General features: G+C 39.0%; 19 protein-coding genes. 9 read left to right on the forward strand and 10 right to left on the reverse strand.

The genetic code is table 11. The features are described 5' to 3' along the window. The first annotated feature begins 165 nt into the window (after nucleotides 1-165). Nucleotides 166-2,907 (forward strand): family 78 glycoside hydrolase catalytic domain, encoded by a 2,742-nt coding sequence (locus O0931_RS16035; protein ID WP_269416488.1) that lies wholly within the window; start codon nucleotides 166-168, stop codon nucleotides 2,905-2,907. Nucleotides 2,908-3,493: 586 nt separating this feature from the next. Here O0931_RS16035 and O0931_RS16040 read toward each other — a convergent pair. Together O0931_RS16040 and O0931_RS16045 are read right to left on the reverse strand one after the other, a co-directional pair. Continuing rightward, nucleotides 3,494-3,757, reverse strand: a complete 264-nt coding sequence (locus O0931_RS16040) for a helix-turn-helix domain-containing protein (protein ID WP_269416489.1) — start codon at nucleotides 3,755-3,757, stop codon at nucleotides 3,494-3,496. Nucleotides 3,758-4,046: 289 nt separating this feature from the next. Continuing rightward, nucleotides 4,047-5,207 carry a hypothetical protein gene (locus tag O0931_RS16045; RefSeq protein ID WP_269416490.1) on the reverse strand — a complete coding sequence of 387 codons (1,161 nt, stop codon included), beginning with the start codon at nucleotides 5,205-5,207 and terminating at the stop codon, nucleotides 4,047-4,049. Nucleotides 5,208-5,894: 687 nt separating this feature from the next. On the opposite strand from O0931_RS16045, the gene O0931_RS16050 reads away from it, so the two are divergent. Next, nucleotides 5,895-6,560, forward strand: a complete 666-nt coding sequence (locus tag O0931_RS16050; protein ID WP_269416491.1) for a sensor histidine kinase — start codon at nucleotides 5,895-5,897, stop codon at nucleotides 6,558-6,560. Next, nucleotides 6,557-7,294: a LytR/AlgR family response regulator transcription factor gene (locus O0931_RS16055; protein WP_269416492.1), complete on the forward strand. Its 738-nt coding sequence runs from the start codon at nucleotides 6,557-6,559 to the stop codon at nucleotides 7,292-7,294. The genes O0931_RS16050 and O0931_RS16055 overlap by 4 nt, the downstream gene beginning before the upstream one ends. Here O0931_RS16055 and O0931_RS16060 read toward each other — a convergent pair. Then, nucleotides 7,282-10,311: a lantibiotic dehydratase gene (locus O0931_RS16060; protein WP_269416493.1), complete on the reverse strand. Its 3,030-nt coding sequence runs from the start codon at nucleotides 10,309-10,311 to the stop codon at nucleotides 7,282-7,284. The genes O0931_RS16055 and O0931_RS16060 overlap by 13 nt on opposite strands. A gap of 88 nt (nucleotides 10,312-10,399) precedes the next feature. Here O0931_RS16060 and O0931_RS16065 point away from each other — a divergent pair, with 88 nt between their 5' ends. Both O0931_RS16065 and O0931_RS16070 read left to right on the forward strand, forming a co-directional pair. Further along, complete coding sequence (locus O0931_RS16065) at nucleotides 10,400-10,822, forward strand: MauE/DoxX family redox-associated membrane protein (protein ID WP_269416494.1); 423 nt, start codon at nucleotides 10,400-10,402, stop codon at nucleotides 10,820-10,822. 118 nt (nucleotides 10,823-10,940) lie between these two features. Next, entirely contained in the window at nucleotides 10,941-11,192 is a 252-nt protein-coding gene (locus O0931_RS16070) for a DUF6520 family protein (RefSeq protein WP_269416495.1), read from the forward strand. Between the two features lie 58 nt (nucleotides 11,193-11,250). On the opposite strand, the gene O0931_RS16075 is transcribed toward O0931_RS16070, so the two are convergent. The 4 genes from O0931_RS16075 to O0931_RS16090 are packed head-to-tail and all read right to left on the reverse strand — an operon-like array spanning nucleotide 11,251 to nucleotide 17,380. Then, nucleotides 11,251-12,621, reverse strand: a complete 1,371-nt coding sequence (locus O0931_RS16075) for a RagB/SusD family nutrient uptake outer membrane protein (RefSeq protein WP_269416496.1) — start codon at nucleotides 12,619-12,621, stop codon at nucleotides 11,251-11,253. A gap of 28 nt (nucleotides 12,622-12,649) precedes the next feature. After that, entirely contained in the window at nucleotides 12,650-15,868 is a 3,219-nt protein-coding gene (locus tag O0931_RS16080) for a SusC/RagA family TonB-linked outer membrane protein (RefSeq protein WP_269416497.1), read from the reverse strand. Between the two features lie 15 nt (nucleotides 15,869-15,883). Next, the gene (locus O0931_RS16085) at nucleotides 15,884-17,206 is read right to left on the reverse strand and encodes a TlpA family protein disulfide reductase (RefSeq protein WP_269416498.1); all 1,323 of its coding nucleotides are present in this window, start codon (nucleotides 17,204-17,206) and stop codon (nucleotides 15,884-15,886) included. 33 nt (nucleotides 17,207-17,239) lie between these two features. Further along, nucleotides 17,240-17,380 carry a hypothetical protein gene (locus tag O0931_RS16090; RefSeq protein WP_269416499.1) on the reverse strand — a complete coding sequence of 47 codons (141 nt, stop codon included), beginning with the start codon at nucleotides 17,378-17,380 and terminating at the stop codon, nucleotides 17,240-17,242. A 615-nt stretch (nucleotides 17,381-17,995) separates the two neighbouring features. Between O0931_RS16090 and O0931_RS16095 the strand changes: the two genes are divergently transcribed. Then, nucleotides 17,996-18,220 carry a helix-turn-helix domain-containing protein gene (locus O0931_RS16095; RefSeq protein ID WP_269416500.1) on the forward strand — a complete coding sequence of 75 codons (225 nt, stop codon included), beginning with the start codon at nucleotides 17,996-17,998 and terminating at the stop codon, nucleotides 18,218-18,220. Between the two features lie 500 nt (nucleotides 18,221-18,720). Then, entirely contained in the window at nucleotides 18,721-18,972 is a 252-nt protein-coding gene (locus tag O0931_RS16100; protein WP_269416501.1) for a hypothetical protein, read from the forward strand. An 84-nt stretch (nucleotides 18,973-19,056) separates the two neighbouring features. Here O0931_RS16100 and O0931_RS16105 read toward each other — a convergent pair whose 3' ends face one another. Next, complete coding sequence (locus O0931_RS16105; protein WP_269416502.1) at nucleotides 19,057-19,203, reverse strand: hypothetical protein; 147 nt, start codon at nucleotides 19,201-19,203, stop codon at nucleotides 19,057-19,059. 146 nt (nucleotides 19,204-19,349) lie between these two features. Further along, nucleotides 19,350-21,188: a sensor histidine kinase gene (locus tag O0931_RS16110; protein ID WP_269416503.1), complete on the reverse strand. Its 1,839-nt coding sequence runs from the start codon at nucleotides 21,186-21,188 to the stop codon at nucleotides 19,350-19,352. Nucleotides 21,189-21,580: 392 nt separating this feature from the next. Here O0931_RS16110 and O0931_RS16115 point away from each other — a divergent pair, with 392 nt between their 5' ends. Together O0931_RS16115 and O0931_RS16120 are read left to right on the forward strand one after the other, a co-directional pair. Continuing rightward, nucleotides 21,581-21,730: a hypothetical protein gene (locus O0931_RS16115; RefSeq protein WP_269416504.1), complete on the forward strand. Its 150-nt coding sequence runs from the start codon at nucleotides 21,581-21,583 to the stop codon at nucleotides 21,728-21,730. Nucleotides 21,731-21,797: 67 nt separating this feature from the next. After that, a complete protein-coding gene (locus O0931_RS16120; protein WP_269416505.1) occupies nucleotides 21,798-23,282 on the forward strand; it encodes an alpha-amylase in 1,485 nt (494 codons plus the stop codon). A gap of 137 nt (nucleotides 23,283-23,419) precedes the next feature. On the opposite strand, the gene O0931_RS16125 is transcribed toward O0931_RS16120, so the two are convergent. Continuing rightward, nucleotides 23,420-23,911, reverse strand: a complete 492-nt coding sequence (locus O0931_RS16125) for a hypothetical protein (protein WP_269416506.1) — start codon at nucleotides 23,909-23,911, stop codon at nucleotides 23,420-23,422. Between the last annotated feature and the right edge of the window lies 1 nt (nucleotide 23,912).

The following is a 23,912-nucleotide window of genomic DNA, read 5'->3' on the forward strand; positions in this document are numbered from 1 at the left end:
TTACTAGGTTTATCTCTGATAACTCATAAAATGAGTACCTAACCAAATATACCATAACATGCAATCCTACAGGGAGAAGAAGACAAATCAATTTAAATGAAGTTAATATTCATTTCCATTATCCTTAATTATTTGCCTTGTGAGAAAAAAACAATCCTTATTTAGATGAAAAAAACCTTAATAACTTTTATTTTAACCTGTTTATTAACCCAACTCTTTGCACAGGTAGCAGTAACCGGTCTTAAATGCGAATACCGAGATAATCCATTGGGTATCGAAACGCTTAATCCCCGTTTGAGCTGGCAATTAACTTCGCAGAATCAAAATGTAGTACAAACAGCCTACCGGATTTTGGTTTCGGATAATCCCTTATCGCTTAGTAAAAACCTGGGTAATGTTTGGGACACCAAGAAAGTGATTTCGGATGCATCTATCCAGATTAAATACAACGGAGCCAAATTGCAGCCCACAAAGGTTTATTATTGGAAAGTAATGGTTTGGGATAACCATAAAAATAGCTCGTCATGGTCTGTGCCATCAAAATGGCAGATGAGCCTGTCTGGAAATTGGAATGGCGCAAACTGGATTGCTTATGAACGCTTACCGGATGCGCAACGCTTCCTTCCTGCACAGGGAGATAATAATCTGGTAAAGAATGATATTCTTCCGATATTAAGAAAAGAATTTGTGCTTAAAAAAGCAATAAAGAGCGCTACAGTATATATTGCCGGCCTGGGGCATTTTGATTTAAGTTTAAACGGCCAAAAGGTAGGCGACCATTTTATGGATGCAGGTTGGACGGAATTTGAAAAGCATGCTTTATACGTAACCTTTGATGTTACCAAACAACTGAAGCAGGGTAAAAATGCTTTTGGCGTAATGCTGGGAAATGGGTTTTACTATGTTCCAAGCGAGCGTTACCATAAACTTACTTTGGCTTATGGTTACCCGAAAATGATTATGCGTACCGTTTTAGAATTTACAGATGGTTCAACCGAAAATATCATTAGTGATAACTCCTGGAAAGTAGCTCCGGGCCCGGTTACCTATTCGAGTATTTATGGCGGTGAAGATTATAATGCAACACTGGAACAAACAGGTTGGAAAATGCCGGGCTTTAATGATAAGACCTGGAAACCGGCACTTGTAGTGGATGGTCCGGAACAATTGACCCCTCAAACCGCAACAGCACTTAAATTTTTCGATACCTTTACACCAAAAAAAGTATCTCAGCCGAAACCGGGTATCTGGGTTTATGATTTGGGACAAAATGCATCGGGTATTCCAAAACTTGTGGTAAAAGGAAAAACAGGCGAAACCGTTACCTTAAAACCAGCTGAACTGCTTGCCGGTGATGGAACGATAACCACCCAACCGATTGGGACACCGGTTTTCCTTAAATATACACTTAAAGGTATAGGAACAGAAAGCTGGCAACCTCAGTTTATGTATTATGGTTTTCGCTATGTACAGGTAGAAGGAGCTGTTCCTGAAGGACAGCCTAACCCAGATAACTTACCTGTTGTAACCGGAATTTATGGTCTACATACCCGTAATTCGGCAGCAACCATCGGGAATTTTTCTTGCTCAAATGAACTGTTCAATAAAACCTTTAAGCTTATAGACTGGGCAATCAGAAGCAATACTTCCAGTGTATTTACAGATTGCCCGCACCGCGAAAAACTGGGGTGGCTGGAAGAGGCACATCTGGTAGGCCCATCTATCCGTTACAATTATGACATTGCAAGTCTCTGCCGAAAAGTAGTAAGAGATATGATGAATGCACAAACACCGGAAGGACTGGTAACCAGTACAGCGCCCGAATATGCAAGATTTGGCGGCCCTTTTCGCGATTCACCCGAATGGGGAAGCAATTCTGTTATTATGCCCTGGTACATATATGAGTGGTACGGAGACAAGGATGTACTGGCGGAAGCTTATCCTATGATGAAACGATATGTAGCTTACCTGGAAACAAAAGCGAAAAAGCATATCCTTTCTCATGGACTGGGCGACTGGTATGATATCGGCCCGAAAGAGCCCGGACCTTCTCAGCTTACGCCGAATGGCATAACCGCTACAGCAACCTATTATTACGACTTAACATTGATGGAGAAAATAGCCAATTTACTGGAAAAACCATCGGAAGCAAATGATTATAAAAATCAGGCAATTGAAGTTAAAAAAGCATATAATGACGCCTTTTTTAATGAGAAAACCAAACAATATGGCAGAGGAAGTCAAACAGCAAATGCAATTTCTGTTTATATGGGATTGGTGGAACCTGAAAATAAAGCTGCAGTAGTTCAAAATATTGTAAAAGAGCTTAAAGAACATAATAATACACTTACTGCAGGTGATATCGGTTACCGTTATTTGCTGCGTGTGTTAGACGATTCAGGCCGTTCGGATGTAATTTATGACATGAACAACCGTTCAGATGTTCCTGGTTATGGTTATCAGCTTGCTAAAGGTGCTACTGCGCTGACCGAATCTTGGCAAGGTGCAGATAATGCATCTAATAATCATTTTATGCTCGGGCATTTAATGGAATGGTTTTATAGTGGCCTGGCCGGAATCCGACCTGCTGAAAATTCGGTTGGTTTCCGTCAGATTGATATCCGCCCGGAAATAGTGGGTGATGTGAGTGCTGCCAAGGCAGAATATGTATCGCCTTATGGGTTAATCAAAAGTGAATGGAAACTGGTTAATGGCGTATTTGAATTAAATACGGTAATACCGGCGAATGCCAAAGCAACCATCTATTTACCGGTAAAAGCTAATTCGCAAATCACTAAAAATGGAGAAATTATCGACATGAATATAGCAGACAGGAATTTAGAACAAGGCAGGCATTCCATTCAGGTTGGTTCTGGCAAGTACCTTTTCGTAGTTAAAAGTAAATAATAGATTACGCAGTGTTGTCGCTTCTAAAATCGGAAAAACAGTAGAAATTGAAGTCATTCCTACTGTTTTTCCGTTTAATCTGTATAGAGGCCTTCGCAAAAAATTTATTTTATTTCAGAATAAATTGAAGTTCTTTTCTCATGTGCAACTTCAACGATTGAACATATTCCTTATTGATATGGAATTCAAACCATCAAGCCTCGTTCCAAAAGAATAACATCAATTGCCCAATAAAAATGAACATACTAAATCTCTGGAAACAGGCTTATGCTTACATATATTGCTGACTATTTAAGAGGTATTGTTATTCTGGTAAAGATGGAAACCGGTATTACAATTAATTCAATATTCAATCAACCTACCGGCGAACCTGTGAGTGTGTGGTTATTATGTTGACGGTAGTTAAAGGGGGGAAAAGAAACTCTTAGCTTTAGATGATGGAGAATGGATTAAAATATAATAACCAGAATTATATATTCTATTCATAACCTTTTGATTGTAATTAATGGCATAACTATGAAACGTATTTTTTAATAAAAAACGAATATCTAGGTCAATACATAAAAGCGTTAACTAAAATGCTTATCTAAGCGGTTTTGTCAAAGCCTTCATTAAAAAAATCAGTAACGCTGATGTCCAACGCCGCAAGTACTTTCAGAAAAGATGATACATACATATCTTCTCCATTTTCATACCGCCATAGTTGTGAGCGATTAAGGTCATGTTTAAAGGCGAATCTTTCATAATTATATTCACCTTTCGCTTCTCTTAAAAATTTTATTCGCGTTCCAATCTTTTTTAAAATTTGCCGGGCATTTTCATTGCTGTCGTCATTTTTACCTCTTGTCATACGGTAAAATAAACTAAAATGCCGCGCTACAGGTACTCCTAATTAGAAACTTCTATAAAGGCACACCTATTTAGAAACAAAAATATTATCTTTATATGCTTAGTAGATATTTAAGAAAGAATGAATGCTGATAAAATATTGTCTATCTCCTTCAGTAAGCTTGGCTTTAGCAAAAGCTTTTGTGATGATTGCGAAATAATGGGTTTCAAGACATTAAAAGATATTGCTTCTATTTCGCCTGAGCAATTAGTCAGTAAGAAAGGATTTAGTTACAACTGGCTGGGTGAGCTCAGCGCTTATCTGAACAAGAAAGGATTATTGCATTTATTACAACCAATACCGGGAAAAAGTTACGGTTAATCCGTTGTACCATTTTCTGCAGCAAATCCCGCACACGGGCGGCGGTGTGCTGGTCAATACTATAAAATTCTTTACTCAGACTACCTGGTGAAATCACAGATTGTCTTTTAGTTTGATAGTGACCTGCAAAGCATTTAAAAATTAACTTGAGGTTATTGGTTGCAAACACACTTTCCTCAAATAGTAAGCGGATAAGGCAAGCCATATGCGCAACTGACATTTCAATTGGCAGCTTAGGTACGTTTGTTTCGGCTCTGATTTCATTTTCTCTACGCAAAGCTTGTTCTGTTAAGCAAATTTCTTCCTGCAACCATTCACCCAGCATTATTTTTAATGAAGGCCAGGAAGTGTCATAACCTAATTTTTTAGCTTCGGGACATGACAGAACATTGGCTCTTTGCTCTTGCAGATAATCGAGTCTTTCCTGCGCCGAAGTAAAACTTACTAAAACTTCGCGAATGTAATTCTGCCGGTAAACAAAAAAAGAAAGATAATTGAAATTTGAGCGACAAAGAATTGCAACCAGTATTTCTTCAGCCTTACCTGAGCAGAAATCTATGCTTGGTATTTGACGTATAAGTTCTTCGAGATAGCCCAGTGAACGAAAAGAATATCTAATATCATCACCCACTTCTGTCATTTCAGATAGCCAGTTGAACAAGCAGGTTTTCAATTCGGAACTTAGCATGGCGGTTTGCAAGTTTTCTTTGATAAGTCCTATGCTACCAGTTAATTGCCCGATTAACCTTTGATGATAAGCAGCAGGCGCATATGCATCCGGATTGAAATAAGTTGAATAAAAACTTTTTATCCGATCGATAAGCGCCAGAAGTGCTTCTTCTATGTTCTTCAAATTATCGCCATAATCATATAATGAAAGACCGTCCAGAAGCTTGGTAAGACCATCAAGATGATAATGAAAATAACGCACCAGGCTATGCTCAGATATGTCTGAAAAAATTGCTTTTTCCCACGCCTGACGGATTAACTTACATTGCCAGCCAATGTCGATTTCCGATATTGCATCTGTACAGAAAGTTTCCGGAGCAAAGAGTATTTCTTCTATATACTGCAATTCATTTTTGAGCATATTTAAAAGATTAGCCTGATGCGCTCTGCACCTCTATTTATTAAAAATATGCGTGCTTGTAATTGTACTCATAGACGTACTTGTAGTATCTGTCTCATTTTTCCCGTTTTTAACATTAGTAAAATGATTAATGGTTTGGGATTTTTTTAGCGGAAGTTTGATTGTTTTCATTATGATTTATTTTTTTTTATTAAATTAAGACTATAATCAATTGTTAACACCTTTATTACAAATTTGAAGCATCTGAGAGGTTAAATTACAATTATGATAAGGGATTCATTAAGATTGAATAAATTACTGAAAAAGGCTGTAGTACTTCATTTTATATGCTGGATTTTATTTATTTCTTATGAATTATTAATGGTTTATATGGTTGTGGGTATATTAGAATCTCCTTATATCTATATCACTTATTATTTCATAAACATCAGCTTTTTTTATGCCTATTTAACAATATTAAATTTGACGTTTAACCATTTAAATGCTCAATATTTAAAAGGAATCGTCTATTATTTTTTATTAATAACGACATATTTAATTATTAAAAGCTTAGTTGATTACGTTTTACATAACCAGCAATTTTATATTGATAGTATATACATATATGCTAAAGGATTTCTACAACGCAATATTTTCAGAAGCTTATATTTTACGGTATTAGCAACCTTTTACTGGTCTGCCGGTCATATGTCATTTTTCCGAAAGCAAGCGGTTGAAGCGGAAAAACAGAAACTCGTTACACAAAAAGAAAAGGCAGAATTGGAAACCCAACTTGCGAAATCTCGTAATGCCTATTTACAGCAACAAATCAAACCACACATTCTTTTCAATACGCTGAATTTTGTTTACAGCAATGCCCAAAAATATTCTGACGATGCTGCCCATTGTATCTGGCTGCTTGCGGAAATTATGCGGTTTAGTCTCGAAGAACCCAATTATAATGGCAAGATTAACCTGGAACGTGAGGTAGAACAAATCGAAAACATGCTTGCCCTCAACCGTTATCGCTTTGAAAAACCATTATATATTTCCATAGAAATGTATGGCAATTTCAGTAATTTTCAAATTATTCCGCTTATCTTGTTAACACTTACAGAAAACATTTTTAAGCACGGAAACTTGACAGAAGCTGGTCAGCCAGGTATATTAAATATAACAATCGACGAAGCTGGCAAACTGATATTTTTCAGCCGTAACCTTAAGAAGCCAAAGAACAAACACCCACGCCGCCAACAAGCACTTGGCCTGGAAAATATACGCATAAGGTTGGATACGACTTATGCCGGTAATTATAAACTGGATATCTCCGAACCAGGTGAATTTTATGAATTAACCTTAACTTTAAGCCTATGAACCTGAACTGTTATATCATTGACGACGAACAACATTCCATAGAGGTACTTTCAAAATACATTAACCAAACACCTGGTCTAAAACTTTCAGGCACTGCAACCAATCCGCTTTTAGCAATAGAAGAGCTATGCAATAAACAATCTCCAGAACTTATTTTCCTTGACGTTGATATGCCGCAACTCAACGGTTTGGATGTTGCTGACCTAATTGGTCCGGCGAGCAGTATTATTTTTATCACTTCTTTTCGTGAGTACGCGCCCGAAGCCTTTGAAAAAAATGCCATAGATTATCTGCTTAAACCGATCAATTACCCGAGGTTTTTAAAAGCTGTTACCAAAGTGATGTCAAATATCAACAGCCAGCCGCAGCGTAATGATTCCAGTCCATACTTTTTCGTGAAAAGTAATATTAAAGGGCAGTTTAACCGGATTACCATCGCGGATATCCGTTATATTGAAAATATTGGCAACTACATTTACATTCACACAGATAAGGAAAAGATCATAACTTACCTTACTCTTTCGGAAATATTATCCAAATTACCTGAACAAACTTTTTCAAGGATTCATCAATCCTTTATTATCAATCACGCCATTATCCGATCGGTAGAATACGCACAGGTAAGGGTTTCTGAACAACTTAACCTTCCCATAGGTGGTACGTTCCGGGCGGCCTTCCGTGAAAAAATCCAGCGCGACACATTGATTAGCAAAAGAGAACGTCATACGGAATGATTAATCGGTTTGGTACGCGCCAGGCCAGATGCCACATATTTTTGCAGGCAATAATAAACCAGCAGTTCCTGCTGCCGTTGCTGTACGGAAAACGTACGATTTAATTGCATATGTACCAGGTCGGCAAGCAGAGCAGTTTTTTGAACCGGCAAATAATGCGTCGTAAGCCTGTCTATAGCATCAATTTCTTTCAGAAATAATCGAAATACTTTCAGCTTTACCTTCTTAACAAGCAAATCGGCTATTACCTTTTTCATTTCGCGGTATTTGTTATCCATTGCTATTTTAAAAACTTTATCTGCCTTAAATTCTATTAAAAAATTCTTTATAACTTCATCGAGATAAATCAACCGAAGTTCATAGTTTGGCAATAAACACGATATTATCCGGTCGGCAGAAATCAGTGCCAGTTCAAATTCACTCCAGATTTCCTTATTTGCCTGTCTTGCCTTAATAACCCATATGACCAAATCGCTTCCTGCCCGAAAGAAACGCTCAACATCATTAATAAGCTGATGGCCGTATCTTTCAATTTCCCTTTGATAAGTGTCTCCCTGGTAGTTGCGAATAAGTTTGTGGTATCCGCCGGATTCCATTTTCTTCCTCAAAGCAACCAATAAAATACCTAATTCACTTTCTCTTGCCTGGATTCGAAGGCGCAAATGATAACCTTTCTCATTGTACCGGATAAAGAACCAGTTTTTTATCTGCTTACGCTGGCCTGTAAGAAAAGGCAAAATCACTTTCGCAAGAATTGTATCTGACGCCCTGGGTATGCAATATATTTTTAGGTAAAGCCAGTTGCTTCCCATCATAAAGCTACGGCTTTTCTGATTTATAGCCGCTCTTTTCACCGGCTTAATTGCCTGATATATATTTTGATTATGTACCAAAAATGCAATCATTTGCCCGGCGAGTGGTTTTTTACCTGTCTGAACAGCGCGGTCCGGCAGCAGATATTCTGTAATGCTTATACTTTTAAGTCCACTAAGGCATTGCACAAAGAACCTGCCTTCGTTGGCCTGGGCCAGATCAAACACGAGTTGCTGATCATTCAAACCCATGCTAATATGCCGGGGAATACGATGGATTCTACGGAATGCCTGCAGTGCATCCGGTAATGCTACCGATCCATCCCCGATAAGCAAATCCAAATCCCGCTCTTTAAAATTCCATTTGGCAAGGCTGAAAATTACACGTCCGTAAGATACACGCGGATAGAATGTCAGGCCGGGGAAAAAGTTTTCAAGGTCGAATGATAGTCCGGCTTTTATGCCCTGGAATTGCAGGTCGCACAAGAATCTAAAAACCGGTAAATGATTATTTCTGAAATTATAAGCAGTGGTTAATCGTGGTATAACCCTTTTACCGAGCCGTAGTGATTCTAATATTAATTCATCTCCCTGAAAAGAAAGCAGCAGGTCGTCCGGACAGATTAGGTTTTCCTCCTGCTGTGCCGGATAAACGTTTAACGGTATTTCGTATGGATAGATCGGCATGCGGCGATTAATATTATCGACATGTGTGTCTGAGAATTGACCGATATCTGCAAAAACTACATCAGGATTGGCTTTGGCTTCCAGGCCTGCGAGCTCAAGACAACAGGCGTGAACATGTTCACTAAAGCTGGAAAAGCGCCCGATAAGCGAAACACCGGTTGCGCCACCTGAACTTTCAATAATTAAATGTTCTCCCGTGTCTCTATACATAATTGCCTGTGATTGCGGCAGCGGTAAAGCTTTATTATTACTTTCAAGTTGCAGAAGATCTTCCTCACTGATTTGCAAAGGTGACCAGGGATCGCGAAGCGTATCGCCGATCCAAAGTTTAAACAGTAATTGTTGAACGGTGTTCCATCCTACCTGGTTATTTTCAGAAACCCTTTTCGGGAATACGAGATTTTCTAAAATGCCAGGATTAGGATTTGAAGCTTCCGTACTTCCATAAGGTAATCCTGCATCAGGGTCGATCGCCAGGAGCAATGGAACTTTTTCACGGTCAAAGCGTGCACGGAATTCGCTTACAAAGCGGGAAAAATCTTCCGGCTGCTCATAAACAGATAACAACTGTAAAACCTGTACAGCTTTAGAAAGCGCTTTTTGCATAGCCATATCCATACTACCACTTTCAACAGGTCGTTCCAACGCTGCATAAAAAGGTTGTGTATTAGCAGTATCAGTTCGTCCGGTGGAAATATGTTTTAATTCACCGGCAATCTTATCCAGTAAAAAATCACTATGCATTGTAACCGAACGGTAAGTTTTCCAGAAGTCGTTCCATCCCGGCAGGTTCATCCCGTTGCAGGCAGGTTCTGTATCGATTATACCGCCATGCATATCACTGTAAACCGCTTGCGCATTTACCAGAAACCCGATGTAATCCAATGCCTCTTCTTCTGTACATTCACCATGAACCTTTATCCAATGCATCACATCGCTTAGCGGAACTTTTTTTACACCTAAAAATGAAAATAAAGCTGAATTAAATTTAATACCTGAAATAGCTTCCAGAAAAAAAGAATAGCGGCCTTTTTCGTTTACAGTTGATTTAATATAACGAAACACATTTTCGAAGCGATATAAAGATGGGTTAACCATCAAATTGGCCAACGGTGATATACTTTGTGATGTGTTCCGTAATTGATGGAGCAATTGCTGATCAGGTAAGAGGTGCAAAACCGCTTTATCATTATTTGCCAGCTTTATCTGCAAGTCATTTCCCCATTCTACCAAAGTAAAGGAAGCAAAACTGCCAAATGGCGTAGACCGGAAACACATACGGTTATAATATTTGTAAAGCGTATGCTTTTCCTTATCTTTTAATTGATTAAAATCAAATTTCTTTTTTTCCAGCAAGCGGTAAAATTCCGGACTGGCCAGCCAAACCGCATTCCTGAAAGCCTGTTCCTCCAGTACTTCGGGCAGGCGGTTAAGGTCATAACCGCTAAAACTGTAATAGGGCGCACGCAAGAATACCTGTGGCAAAAATTGATAATTATTTGAATTTTTTTCGTTCATCTGTCATTTCTCAAAAGGGTATACTACCTATTTCATACTGTTTTGACTTTGCTATTCCAGGTTACTTTGTTTCAGTAAATCGTAACTCATGAAAACATTAGTAAAATCACTTATTCCTATACTGCTTGTGCTGCTGTTTACCTATGCTGCTTTTAGTAAGCTCGTTTCGTTCACAGATTTCAGGCAGCAACTTTATAACCAGGCATTTCCCCACTGGCTGGGCAGTTTCCTATTATATTTTCTGCTGCCGGCAGAAATTATTACAGCACTATTTCTATGTTTCAATCGCACTGTGCTTATCGGACTATTATTTTCATTCGGCCTGCTGTTGGCTTTTACCATTTACATTGCGCTCGTAGTGCTCCATTACTGGGACAGGGTTCCTTGCTCCTGCGGGGGAATCCTGAACCAAATGGACTGGACGGCCCATCTTATATTTAACTGTTTCTTTTTAGTACTAAACTTTACTGTCCTGTACATTCATTTTTTAGAACGGAGGCCCGCCACATAAGGCCTGCATCCGTTATCCAATTACACAGGGGAAAGCTGAAAACCTGCGAAAAGAGTAGGCATCATTATTTAATAAAGTTTTTCTGAATGTTTTTTGATGTAATAAAGCATTCGTAATTATGAAAAGTATCAAATTAAACTTCGCTGTTATCGCATTCTTATTGGGTTCGGGCGTTGCCGTAGCATCTTCTGCCAACAAGTTTGACAATGTTAAATGGGGAAAACAAGGAACTGCTTATGTACGTATAACCGACGATTACAGCTGTGAAGCATCTTCAAATGTTTGTACCCGTACTTACCCTGCCGGGCAAGACCCGAACACGAATCCAAATGGTTACATTTCACAGGAACTTGGCGACTTTGCTCAATAACCTTTCCTAACAGTTTGTTAACCAAGGCAACCGGCATCACGCCGGTTGCTTTTTTAATTTACCGTTCATTTTGTGGTATCCCACTTGTCGAAGTTTCCTGAAAAGGAATCGGTAATACATAGCGCTTGTCGCCGGGCGCCAGTGTGTAAAGCGTACCCGACACCATTCGCGATATTTTTTTTGCAAACCTTTGATCTTTATTCAGCCTTTTCAGGTCTCCCCAACGCAAGCCACGAAAGGCAAGCTCTTTTCTTCTTTCCTGTAGAACAATGTTTAAAGCTTCATCTGCATTTGCCGCAACTAATGGCGTGTAAGTTCCCTTTACCCAACGGGTAACCAATAGCGTATTGAGTTCATTTATCGCATCAGCAAAATTGCCGCTTCTGGCCAGGCACTCAGCATGGATCAGATACATTTCATCGACTGTTAAACCACCAAACAACTGCAACCTGGATCCCGTATAACGTCCTTTTACATAGTATGGCCCGCTTCCGGCAAAAAATATGCTTTTCCGGAGATCTTTGCTGGCATATAATTGATATAAATCGTCTGCAACAGTAGTTCTGGTGGACGAAGTAAATCCATAGGAAATCAATTTTTCATAAAAAATGATTTCAGGATTGTCATTTGCAGGCGAAGATGGAAAGGGATTTATTGCCGTCAGGCTCAGTTTATTATAATCAAGGAGCGAACGGTTGAGGGCAAGTGCGGAGGCTGCATAATTTTTTGCCTGCTCATAATTCTCCATGTTCAGGTAAATTCTGGCCAGCAAAGCGTTAACGGCCGCCCTTGATGGTCGGCTTTTATAGGCTGTTTGTACCGGTAACAGCTTTTCCGCATCCAGCAAATCCTTTAAAACCTGATCGTACACCTGCTGCACAGATCCTCTTCCTACTTTCTGGTTAACATCAGCGGTAAGTCGAATCGGAATGCCCAAATCTGTATTGGCTGTACTTTTGTCATAACCCTTGGCGAAGAGCTGAACCAGGTTGTAAAATGCAAAAGCCCTGTGAAAAAGGGCATTTCCTTTTACTGCATTCCAGTTCGCTGATGAAGCAGCATCCTGTTTAACGGTTTCCAGGCCATCTAAAATGACGTTAGCATAAAAAACCTGCTGATAAGGAATATTCCAGTCGCTACAAGGCTGGTTTTCATAAATGTCTGTTGCCCAGGTATAGCTATTTTTTTGGATGGTAGTAGTGAATGAGGCAGCGGTGGCGTCTGTGACCTGAAAATCATCCGCTGAAATCTCCTGCAAAGCAGTTCCGGTATTAAAAATAGTAAGGTTGTCCATCAGGGCATTGAAATCTTCCAGTGTAGCAGGAACGAGCACAGCCTTATCCGGCTTTTTAGCCAGGAATTCTTTTTGACAAGACAGGAAAGAAAAACTTATTGTCAGCAAAATCGATATAAAAAATATTTTTTTCATAAAATGTTAATTTTGGTCTAATTAATTTTTAAAAATCAGCTTTAATACCTGCTGCGACAGTTCTGACAGGTGTGTAATCAGCAGCAGGATAATCAGGATCGAAATGCGTTTTAGTAGCTTTCCAAATGATGCCGATGTTATTGGCATATACATAAACCTGCATTCTGCTGAATGGAAGGCGTGGAAATAAGTTCCTGCTGAACTCGTACGACAAGTTGATGTCCTGGATCCGGATGTTTGCAGCTTTTTGAACGGTTGCTAACGAATAATTGTAAAAGTCGTCCCTGGCGTTGTTTATCGCATCAGGTTGAGAAGGAACAGTGGTCGTCAACTCATCGCCCGGTTTCTGCCAACGCTCACCATAACGACCTTCGTAATAACCTCGCCCGGAAAGAACATTACTATAAAAGATGCCTGGTTGCCTGAAATAATAGCCAAAACGGTAACTGATATTTGCAGAAATTGCGAATTGCTTATAAGTAAAAGTGTTCCTTACCGCACCATAAGTGGTTGGCCTGGCAGGGCCATTGTATACAATATTATCTGCAGTAGCAGAAGCTAATATCTGTGCGTAATCTTTGCTTACCCTGCCATCCAAATATCCCCGTGGCTCACCTGTTTGCGGGTCAAGTCCTGCCCATTCGTAGCTATAAAGCGCATAAAATGGTCTGCCTTCTAAGGGGTAAACTTCATTGTCAGCAGAGCTGACATAAAAATTTGCAGGTTGTTTCAATGTGTAATCAATCACTTTATCCTTTACATGGCTAAAAAAGAAACTGGTCTGCCATTTTAGTTCACCGGCCAGGTTTTGTGTATTTAATGTGAGGTCGATTCCCTTACCGCGCGTATTCGCGGTGTTGCCACGAAAGGTGGTTATACCGGTTGAAGGTGCATAGGGAATATCACCGATCAAGTCAAAGCCCCGTTTAAAATAAGGTTCAACGGTACCACTGATACGGTTATTTTTGCTTGCAAAATCCAGTCCGATATTAATAATACGCACACGCTCCCATCTCAGTTCAGGATTCGGCGGATTTACGATTTGTGCATAAACGGTATTAATGGAATTACCGTTCAGGTATAGGGCAGTCGTGTAGGCAGAAAGACTTTTGTTTACATTACCATTGTAACCATACGTAAATCTAAGCTTCATATAGGGTAGCCAGTCTATTTTGTAAAAATCTTCCTTATTAATATTCCAGGCAACACCCGCTGAATACAGAGGTACCCCTTGCTGATTACTTTTTACACCGAATAAATTACTCCTGTCGAGCCTGGCACTGGCTGATATGGTGTATTTGTCCAGGTAAGTATAAGCCGCATTAGAATAATAGGAAATGTTCCGGTCAGTCAGATCGACCTGGCTGTTTTTGGAAGGTATGGTAGTTGAATATCCCGGAATAGCGTATTGCGGAAAAAGGCTGATATAATTTACCGGTAGCGCAGTAGCGTGGCTGTCATCATAACCATAAGAACGGTTACTGTTAGCCATTGTATGAAAATCGCGAATTTCATAGCCGGCTATTGCGGTCAAACTATGCTTGTCCCTCCATTGGCGATTGAAATTCAGTTGTCCCCTTAAACTCTGACTGGTGGCCGTAGCATTATCCAGGTCGAGGATTGCGCCGCGTGGGATGCCATAAGTTAATTGTCCATTGGCATCAACTGTTGTAAAATTATTAATCAGATTCCTGGTATAATAGGTTTGCTGGCTTTGCAGATTACGCTGATTGGAAATCGTCTGCCCATATTGGTACAATACTGATGCCGAAAGGTAAGGCATGATTTTATAGTTAACAGCGATATTCAGGCGGTAGTCGAGCGATTTTCGTGTTTTATCCGCCAAACTGATTTCTTCCAGCGGTTTATAAGTCCAGTCTAATAAGCCTTGCTGCTTTGCATTCTGAATAAAGCTTTGCCTGTAATCGTGCGTCATCGCGAGCGGGTTCCCGGCAGCATCTGCAAGATTTGCATAAGGATATAATGAGATTCCGCTGCCCGTATTAAGGCCTATCAGGCTTGTGCCGGGATTATTTGCAGTGGTAATGCTTTGTGTATAATAAAACCCGGTGTTTACCTCCAGTTTTTTGTTCAGTAAGGATAAGGATTGTCCGGCATTCAGCGTATAACGACCGAAACCGTTTGATACCAGGTTATCCCGGTTTTGATCATAACCTCCGGAGATATTAAATCGCTGATACTCATTTCCGCCACTGAGATTAAGGGCATATTGCTGGTTAACACTTTTTTGATAAAGGTAACCGCTGAAATCGTTACGTACATCATTCCCGGCTAGAGCGGCTATTTGCGCATTTGCCTGGCTGGCACCGATCTTTCCGTCTCTCTGGGCGATAAGCAATTCTACAACGGGTGTTATTGCCGGGTTGTTATAGCCTGTTTCCGCATTGACATAGAAACCTTTCTCAAATAGCTGCTTTTCTACACTTATAAAATCGGCAGATGACATTCGAGGCTGATAAAACAAATCCGGTTTTGCGCCGACCGTGGTATTGGCGTTAAAGCTGACTTTCAATTGCTGGTTATAGCTTCCTTTTTTAGTGGTAATCACAATCACACCATTGCCGGCACGCGATCCCCAAATGGAAGCCGCCGCGGCATCTTTCAATACTGAAATACTTTCCACGTCATTTGGATTAATATTGCTGATGTCCCCGTCATAAGGGAAATTATCCAGCACGATTAGCGGGCTGGCATTGCCGTAAATTGTATTTTGCCCGCGAATACTAATGAGATTGGCTCCGGCGGATTTACCTTTGTTGAAAAGCAAACCCGGCGTAACATCTTCCAGTCTTTCCAGAAGATTGGTACTTACCCTGCGGTTAAGCAGCTTATTGTCGACCTGTACAAAAGAACCCGTTGCCCGTTCAGCAGGTATGGTTTGATAGCCGGTTGAAACCACTACTTCTGCCAATTGCGACGTTGCGCTTTCCAGTACAATTATCAGCGGTTTGTTGGGAGCGGGAACATTTACTTCAGTCGGCCTGTAACCTATGTATGATACCTGTAATATAAGGCTTGCAGTACTTATTTTTAGCTGGAAATTTCCTGAACTGTCTGTTAACACGAATTGGCTGGCGCCTTTTACTCGGATGGTTGCACCATGTAGTGCAATCCGGCTATCAGCTGAAATAACTTTTCCCCTGATTTCCCTTATGGTTTGCTGAGCTGCTACGGGGAAAATGTAGAACGACAGCAGAATGGTATATAATAATGTTATTTTCTTCATGATTTAGTTTGAGGTTTATCGGTTGCGAATCACTAACATTTCTATGTCTGCCGGTTTTTCAACAAAGCGCAGATCATAGCGGGCCAGGGCTTTATTAACGTCATCCAGATTGCCCATATTAGCTGTTAGTTCCAAATCGGCCATAGCTTTATAGCCGGTTTCATCTATTAAGGGTAATGGATTCCCCTGTAGCGGCACCTGCATGCGGCTCAGAAATACAGATAAGTAACAGCTTTTGAATTTACCCCCGAAGCCATCGAGATAGGCAGATGGCACACCGCCTGCGGTGTGCAGTTTATCGGTAGTGGATGTGCGGACGAGCGCCAAACATTTTACTTTTCTTTTTTCCAGACCGATATGGTAATCAGAGAAGAAACTTTTTAACTGATCCTGCATCAGGGTATAGGCGTTATTCTTTAATTGCTCAGGAACCATTAACTCATAGCAATAACCCCGGCCCTGTTTAAGCCAGTCCAGAAAATCTATACTTGCTACCTTTTTAGGCTCCAGCTGTGCCGTGTCTGATACCTCAAGTAACATTTCTTTTCGTTCTTTTTTGTAGGCCAGCCTGAAGAGTTCCGGTATCGTCAGGTTACGTGCTGTTATACGTCTTACAGGTTCATTCATCTGAATTTCAACATCCTTGTACATGCCACGACCGGCGCCTGGTACATAACCCGAAAGTTGCGAACGAAAGAGCCCTTCGCCTAAATCTGTTCCGGCAAAAAACAATGGTTCATCAGATTTATAAACTTTTTTTTCATCTTGTTTTACCCTTAAAGACAGGGAGCCTTCAGCTAACAGTTTTTCTATATTTTCTGCAGTAATAGGCTGTCTATCGGTAATGGCTTTTACAATGCCGTCGCCTCCAATCCAAACATAATGTGGTAAAGTCTGGTGCGGAAACAGCCGTGCCAATATGGTATCTCCGGTAACCATTGGAAGTGCTGGATATTTTCCGGTTTGTTTTTCCAGTTTCCGGTAAAAAGTGTTTACATCCTGATAAGATTGATAAGCTACCGGTAAAAACTGTACCCGGCCATCAAATTGCTGTTGTAAGGCTTCCATCTTTGGGTTCATTGCTATACAGGGTGCACACCAGGTTGCCCAGAAATCGAGGATGAGCATTTTTCCTTTAAAAGCAGAAAGTGGCAAAGCTGTACTTTTATCGTATGCTGGTAAGCCAGTTATATTTTGTATAATTACATCGGGTACTTTCTGCCCTACCGTAATCCCTGTCCTGGTTAAAACAGGAGCCGTTTTTTGTATTGTTGTAACCTGCGATTGTACCCTAAAAAAAGAGCATAGGAGTAGCAGGAAGCTTAATTTTAGCTTCATTTTAATTTAGTTTAAACGTGAAAAAATCAGAAATTAAACTGTAAAGTGCTTTGCTTGAATTTTAAAGCCATCTATCTTGCCGTCTTTAATCCGTTTCTGAAGCAACACGAATACGGTTATTTTCATCTGCCAATGTTCTGCACCGATATCCGGCTCAAAAAACATTTTACCCATCTAATACGCGCCCTGGTAAAGTCTCTAAAAGCTTTACCTTATCAGTACTATGGGTTTATAAATGATTCCGGTTTTTTGGCAGGTGTTTTTCACAATTGAATCTTCCTGATTATGGATAGGAAGATGCATCAATTGATGGTTCCAGTGTTATCCGTATTCGTTATTGCCTAAGCTTAGGGCAAAATTCGACACTATTACAGCAAATATGGCTTCCGGCATTAACCTGTTAGATTACCAGTTGCCATGTTTACAATCAATCCGGGGCTTTGATAATATTTTTAATGGGATTTTGAAGGGGGAAAGGATTTACAGCTGGTCTTTTTTTGCAGCAGAATGCTTCTCTGTAAACACTAAATTTTGAGTTGGCGTTAACTTTGTTTTCCATTGTTATCTTAAATAATAAGCCTCTCCGACTTTTTTAATTAATTCACATTGTGTCTTTCCAGATAACCAAGGAATTATTTTAAAATAGTTAACCATTTTTGGCCATGAGGCTTGTTAATTATATAAATTTTATTATTCCAGTCATTTATAAAATTTTAATAAATATAGTAATAATTTTTATATGTGTCAATACTGACACTTATAAAAATTCTAAATATCGGACTTTTCAGTATGAAGGAAAAGTTTGAAGAGCATTATAAAACAATTGGAAGAAACGTAAAAAAATTACGGAATGCTCAAAAATTAACTCAATTAGAACTCGCAAATAAATGCAGTGTAAACAGGGAACAAATCAGCAGGATTGAGAATGCACGGAGAGATTATATGCATTCTACCTTACTGGAAGTTTGTGAAGCCTTGGGCGTAAGCGTATTTGAAATAATGAAACTGCAATAAAACCAGGTGTTTTTCGGATAAACATAATTTGTTGCACGCCTGTAACCATTGTTTATATCAGTTCCGACCAATAACGAACAGCAAAACGCGAAAAAGGAAAAATTTGTATTTCATAATTTTCGATTTTAAACGAAACACCTATTGTATTTATAGTTTGTCTTAACTGTAATTTTTATACCGGTAAATTCAATGCAGCTATGAAAGTTCAGGTTTTTGATGAAGAATAACCTGTAATTCTTTTTTTCTGTCAGATAAACAATGATTATGGTTTTGTCGTTGGCAGATCTGCAATGTTTTTGAATAAAGGCTAAGAATAAACGATTGCTTTTAACTTTAACTGATATACGATTCCATACATTATAGACTGTAATGGCTACATTTTTACAGACATTATCTGAAGGCCATACTAAAATTTAAATTACCTGATTGTCTAAGTAATTTAAATATTTTTAACATTTTTTTAATAAACTAATGATGCTTTTTACTGTTAGTTATGTATTATGAATAAGATACAAACGGAACTTTCTGTATTTTTAAGAAAGGTAAAAGGTTTAAGGGGATATGGTGATATGGACTCTTATAAATACGTAAAAAAATTAGAAGACCTTGGCCACAAAAACGAATATGAACTTAATAAAATAATACAGGGTTTCTCTACCCCGGAAACTTATAATGGCGCAAAAAGTGCTTTAATTCAACAAATTGAAAAAGAGATAGCAGATAATTATGCAAACGATTCAGATTGTATATAGTGCCAGGCACTGTCGATTTTGCATTAAGCACGATTAAAAAAATTTAATTTTATTCCTCTAAAAAAATAAGCCTTTAATACAGATTTATTTTTTCGGACTTCTGATTTTTTTGTAAGCTTTAACAAAGCTCTCTATAAGTTCGCTGAAATATTTTTCTGATAAAACGGGTTTGGACTTAACACGCTGATATTGTCTGAGTTTATCTAAAAACTTTTGATCTAACCTTTTCATAAATTTTTATCTGTTGTTACGGTAAGCCTTTCCATTAGAACAACAACAATAGCCGGCAATGGTTCTAATTAATCAAATAAACCTTCAATTACCCGCTGAAATCTATAATGAATTATGAAATACGGTATGGATTAAACAATATGGAATTAATTGGCTGGCAGTAATAAAAAGAAAGTTGTGCCTACACCCAATTCACTTTCCAGGTAGATGGTACCATTATTGAGCTCTGCAAATTCACGGCAGAGGACAAGGCCAAGACCTGTACCAACTTCTGCTGCAGTTCCCGGAGAAGAAAAAGTATTCGTTAGCTCAAGTAATTTACCTTTATGCTCTTCACTAATGCCTGTACCACAATCGTGAACCGATATTTTTACCACGCTGTTATTTTGCTCGGCTTTTATGTGTACTTCATTTCCCGGAAAACTAAATTTTATCGCATTCGAAATCAGGTTTCGCAGAATTGTGGCAGACATTTGATTGTCAGCCAGTAAAGTTAATCCCGGCCTCGTGTCAATTTTAATCAGGATATCTTTTGCCTGTGCCTGCGGAGTACAGTGTTTTTTTACGCTTTCCAAAAGAAGATCCAGGTTTACGGATTCTAACCTGGCCTTAAGCAATCCGCTTTGTACCCGCGACCAGCTCAACAAATTTTCTAAAAGTGTATAAACTAATTTCGCCGATTCATTCATTCTTTGTGCCATATGCCCAATTTTTTCAGGGCCTAAACGGTCCGCGTTATTGGCAATTAATTCACTATATGAAATTAATGAGGTGAACGGATTTTTTAAATCGTGCGCAATTACAGAGAACAATTTATCTTTGGTGTGGTTAATCAACTGAAGTTGCTTTTCGGTATGCTTCAATGCACTAATATCCTGACATATCACTAAAAAAGTATTACCAATACCATTGGCGCCATATTCCGGAATAACCTGAATAGAATAAAATTTTTCATTATCGCCGTTTTTTTGTTGATAGTTGGTTTGCTGAATAACACCGGTATCCTTGGCCCGGATAATCCTGGGGATGATTGCCTGTTCTAAACCATCACCTTTCGCAAAAATTAATGCATTTTCCTGGCTGGTCAACTCATCTGCGACAACAACTTTATTGCTGTAAATACATTTAAATTCCCGGTCAAAACGTAAAATTAAACCGGGCAGGTTCTCTGCCAGGGTCCGGTATTTCTCTTCATTTTCTTTCAGATTTTTAAAAATAAAATCCGTCGGTTTAACAAAACCTGTTTCAACGTTTGCCTTATAAATGAGAAAAAATGCTATCAATTTACCGTAATGACCCATTTCATTTACCGGACCATAAATAGAAATATAGGTTGCAAAACAGCATTCACTTAAAATGGTAAATATAACGGATGCCAGCAGCAAGCGGTAAACAGTGGGGCTGAAATGCAACCGTTTTTTTATGAGCAGAAAAGCACAAAGCAGCAGAATGGCAATTATTACATATTCTCCAAATATTTTAAATGGAGTTTGCCCAACGCCATCAATAAAGCATACCGGAAATACCTGCCAGATAAGTATTAAAAAAATAATTAACAGGGTTGTAAAAAAATAGGCTATAAAAATTAAGTCAGTATTAATTTTTTTGGTCCGCTCTATTAAAGTAAAACCTGCAAGCAACGTTACGGCTTCCAGAAAACGGGTAGATACCCAGAATTGATTAGCCGGGTGACCTTGCAAAGGGATGATGTTCATACCTTTATAGGTAAGGGTATGCAACAGATCGAGCGCGCCAATAAAAATATAGGAAATACCCACCAGGTGAAGGTATTTATTGTCCTGCATGTAACGCGAATTCCAGGCTACAATGAACACCGCAAAAGCAATAACGATTGAAAACAATTCTACCAGGGTGTGAAAAAGTATGTAGCCATACTGTTTGCTGAATTGAAATAACAGCACTAGAAAAGCAACAACAAATATCGTACGATAATTAGCCTTAAAAAAATTAAGAAATCTGGACAATAACGGAAAATGATTTGCGCTAATCTACAAATTTAATTTGCATAAATAAACTAGCCTTTGACTTTTACAAATGATCTTACAAAGTACTCATTCAGTCTGTTGTGCTAAATATTATACCACAATTGCAGCGTTAATCAAAAAGTGCTACCCCTGCCAATTTGAGCTTTCGTACTAATTTTTCCTCAATCTCACCAAATCTGGTGCGCATTTTCATAAAGACTAAATCCCGTTGCAACTAATACGCTAACAGCTGTTTAAGTAGTTGAGCAGCACTTTAAAAAACGAAAATAAATGATTACGGCCCAAACATTATTAATTTTAATTTGTAAAAGCAATAAGAAAAATATAAAAGCGTACCGCCTTGCGGATGTAAAACCTACAAATCATAAATTATGAATAATAGTCTGTTCTCGCTAATAAACGAAGAGCATTTCGAAATGGCTGACGCCTTTATCTTTGCCAGAAATGCTGATAAACCGATGCCAAATACTTTGGTTGAAGTGTTCTGTTTTACTAATGGACTCAATTCTTTTCATAATTAATTAACAAATCTTCCAGCTTACCTTTTTCAGAGCAAGGAAGCTATTAACGTTCAACATAGAAATAGAAATGGAAAACTTTACAATGTTACAATATTTTCAGTGGTACTATCCTGCTGATGGCAGCCTGTGGAATAAAATGACTAAAGAGGCTAACCAACTTAAGGCCTTTGGCATTGATACTTTATGGCTACCCCCTGCACACAAGGGAATGGAGGGACAACAATCTCCTGGCTATGATGTATATGATCATTATGATTTAGGTGAATTTGATCAAAAAGGTAGTATTGCAACCAAATATGGAACCAAAGAAGAATTACTTCAGGCAATTAAGGCTGCTCAGCAAGCGGGACTTCAGGTTTACATGGATATTGTATTAAACCACCTGGGTGGTGCTGATGAGACAGAAAAGGTATTGGCGAGAAAGGTAAATCCGGAAAACCGGCTTGAATTCATTTCTGAGGCGTATGAAATTAACGCATATACGAAATTTACATTTCCCGGCCGAAATGGAAAATATTCCGGTTTTGAATGGGATTTTCAATGCTTTACAGGTGTAGACTTTGATGAAGCTACGGGAGAGTCGGCAATATACAGCATCCAAAACCAATATGGCGATGCATGGCAGGATGTGCTCGATACAGAAAATGGCAATTATGATTATTTGATGCTTGCTGATGTAGACTTTAGAAACCCGAGTGTTACCGAGGAACTTAAAAGATGGGGCGAATGGTTTCATAACACAGTAAATTTTGATGGTTTCAGGTTAGATGCAATTAAGCATATGCCACCGGGCTTTTTTAACGATTGGCTTGACCATATGCGCTCAGTTACCGGAAAAGAACTTTTCACGGTAGGTGAATATTGGTCGCCTGGAAAGCTGGATGACATGCTTAAATATATAGAAGCGACCGGAGAAAGAATGTCGTTGTTTGATGCATGCCTTCAAAACAATTTTTCAATTGCTTCTAAACAAGGTAATGGTTTTGATTTAACGAAGATTTTTGATGGCACATTGGTACAGGTGAAACCTGAATTGGCGGTTACTTTAGTCGAAAACCACGATACCCAGCCCCTTCAATCGCTGGAGCAAACGGTAGACTACTGGTTTCGATCGCTTGCATATGCTTTAATTTTATTAAGGACAACCGGATACCCATGTATATTTTATCCTGATTTATATGGCGCGAATTATTGCGATAAAGGAAATGATGGTTCAGCACATGAAATCACGCTCGAACCTGTTCCTCAGATTCAAACCCTTTTAGGTCTGCGGAAAAACAACGTTTATGGCGAACAGCAGGATTATTTCGATCATCCTAATTGTATCGGATGGACAGCTGGCGGAATTCCGGAAAAAGGTGGTTCGGGTATTGCCGTAATCCTTTCTAACGGCGATGCAGGTGTTAAAGATATGGAAATAGGAAAAGAATTTGCGGGTAAAGTATTTAGAGACCGGTTAGGGAATGTCGAGCAGGAAGTATATATCAACGATGAAGGATGGGGAACTTTTCATTGTATGGCGGGTTCAGTATCTGCTTACACCGCTGATTAGCATCCTTTAAATAAAAAGAGGCTGTATCATAAATACTTTAATTCTGAATGGCCACGCTGCACTCGGCTTAAGCTAAGTTTCGAGATGGGTAGGATGACAATTCGTATTTTTGATACAGCCTCCGGTTGAGGCGCAGATCAAATCTGTATTTCTTTCATGCTATCTATAAATAGCTGTATAATTTTCGAGATGTGTTCAATTTCGTAATTCAGGTGTTTAAATTCTACCTGAGCCTGGTGAATGTTAAATATTTCTATAACGGATTCTTTATGTTCTGAAAGCAGGATTATGATTTTATCTATTTGATCGCCATTTGAAAGGGCTTTGAGCGGACCGCTTACCTTACAGTGCGTTGCCCAGGCACCTGTACCACCTGCATTCCAAATTTCTTTGGAGCAGAACAGAAATAAAAAGTTATCAAATGCATTAATCAGTGATACATGGCGTATGAAATACGCATGGTGTGCTTCCAGTCTTCTTGTTTGCTCATTTCTCCAAAAACGGTCAAATACCTCTCGTAAAGAACGTGCTTTAATAGCAGTGTCCAATAAATAAGTGTATAAAGCTTCACCCAACATCATATTACCATTTTCAAATTTAGAGATAACACAAAGTTGAGTAAAAAGCACA

Origin of the sequence: Pedobacter rhodius (genome assembly GCF_027213645.1) — a bacterium.
Taxonomy (GTDB): Bacteria; Bacteroidota; Bacteroidia; order Sphingobacteriales; family Sphingobacteriaceae; genus Pedobacter; species Pedobacter rhodius.

What these genes read in the sequence shown, in the direction of transcription:
- O0931_RS16085 (WP_269416498.1), bottom strand. Translation starts at nt 17,206, where the DNA reads ATGAAGCTAAAATTAAGCTTCCTGCTACTCCTATGCTCTTTTTTTAGG.
- O0931_RS16055 (WP_269416492.1), top strand. Translation starts at nt 6,557, where the DNA reads ATGAACCTGAACTGTTATATCATTGACGACGAACAACATTCCATAGAG.
- O0931_RS16075 (WP_269416496.1), bottom strand. Translation starts at nt 12,621, where the DNA reads ATGAAAAAAATATTTTTTATATCGATTTTGCTGACAATAAGTTTTTCT.
- O0931_RS16090 (WP_269416499.1), bottom strand. Translation starts at nt 17,380, where the DNA reads ATGGGTAAAATGTTTTTTGAGCCGGATATCGGTGCAGAACATTGGCAG.
- O0931_RS16045 (WP_269416490.1), bottom strand. Translation starts at nt 5,207, where the DNA reads ATGCTCAAAAATGAATTGCAGTATATAGAAGAAATACTCTTTGCTCCG.
- O0931_RS16120 (WP_269416505.1), top strand. Translation starts at nt 21,798, where the DNA reads ATGGAAAACTTTACAATGTTACAATATTTTCAGTGGTACTATCCTGCT.
- O0931_RS16050 (WP_269416491.1), top strand. Translation starts at nt 5,895, where the DNA reads ATGTCATTTTTCCGAAAGCAAGCGGTTGAAGCGGAAAAACAGAAACTC.
- O0931_RS16080 (WP_269416497.1), bottom strand. Translation starts at nt 15,868, where the DNA reads ATGAAGAAAATAACATTATTATATACCATTCTGCTGTCGTTCTACATT.
- O0931_RS16070 (WP_269416495.1), top strand. Translation starts at nt 10,941, where the DNA reads ATGAAAAGTATCAAATTAAACTTCGCTGTTATCGCATTCTTATTGGGT.
- O0931_RS16035 (WP_269416488.1), top strand. Translation starts at nt 166, where the DNA reads ATGAAAAAAACCTTAATAACTTTTATTTTAACCTGTTTATTAACCCAA.
- O0931_RS16040 (WP_269416489.1), bottom strand. Translation starts at nt 3,757, where the DNA reads ATGACAAGAGGTAAAAATGACGACAGCAATGAAAATGCCCGGCAAATT.
- O0931_RS16105 (WP_269416502.1), bottom strand. Translation starts at nt 19,203, where the DNA reads ATGAAAAGGTTAGATCAAAAGTTTTTAGATAAACTCAGACAATATCAG.
- O0931_RS16065 (WP_269416494.1), top strand. Translation starts at nt 10,400, where the DNA reads ATGAAAACATTAGTAAAATCACTTATTCCTATACTGCTTGTGCTGCTG.
- O0931_RS16060 (WP_269416493.1), bottom strand. Translation starts at nt 10,311, where the DNA reads ATGAACGAAAAAAATTCAAATAATTATCAATTTTTGCCACAGGTATTC.
- O0931_RS16115 (WP_269416504.1), top strand. Translation starts at nt 21,581, where the DNA reads ATGAATAATAGTCTGTTCTCGCTAATAAACGAAGAGCATTTCGAAATG.
- O0931_RS16095 (WP_269416500.1), top strand. Translation starts at nt 17,996, where the DNA reads ATGAAGGAAAAGTTTGAAGAGCATTATAAAACAATTGGAAGAAACGTA.
- O0931_RS16100 (WP_269416501.1), top strand. Translation starts at nt 18,721, where the DNA reads ATGAATAAGATACAAACGGAACTTTCTGTATTTTTAAGAAAGGTAAAA.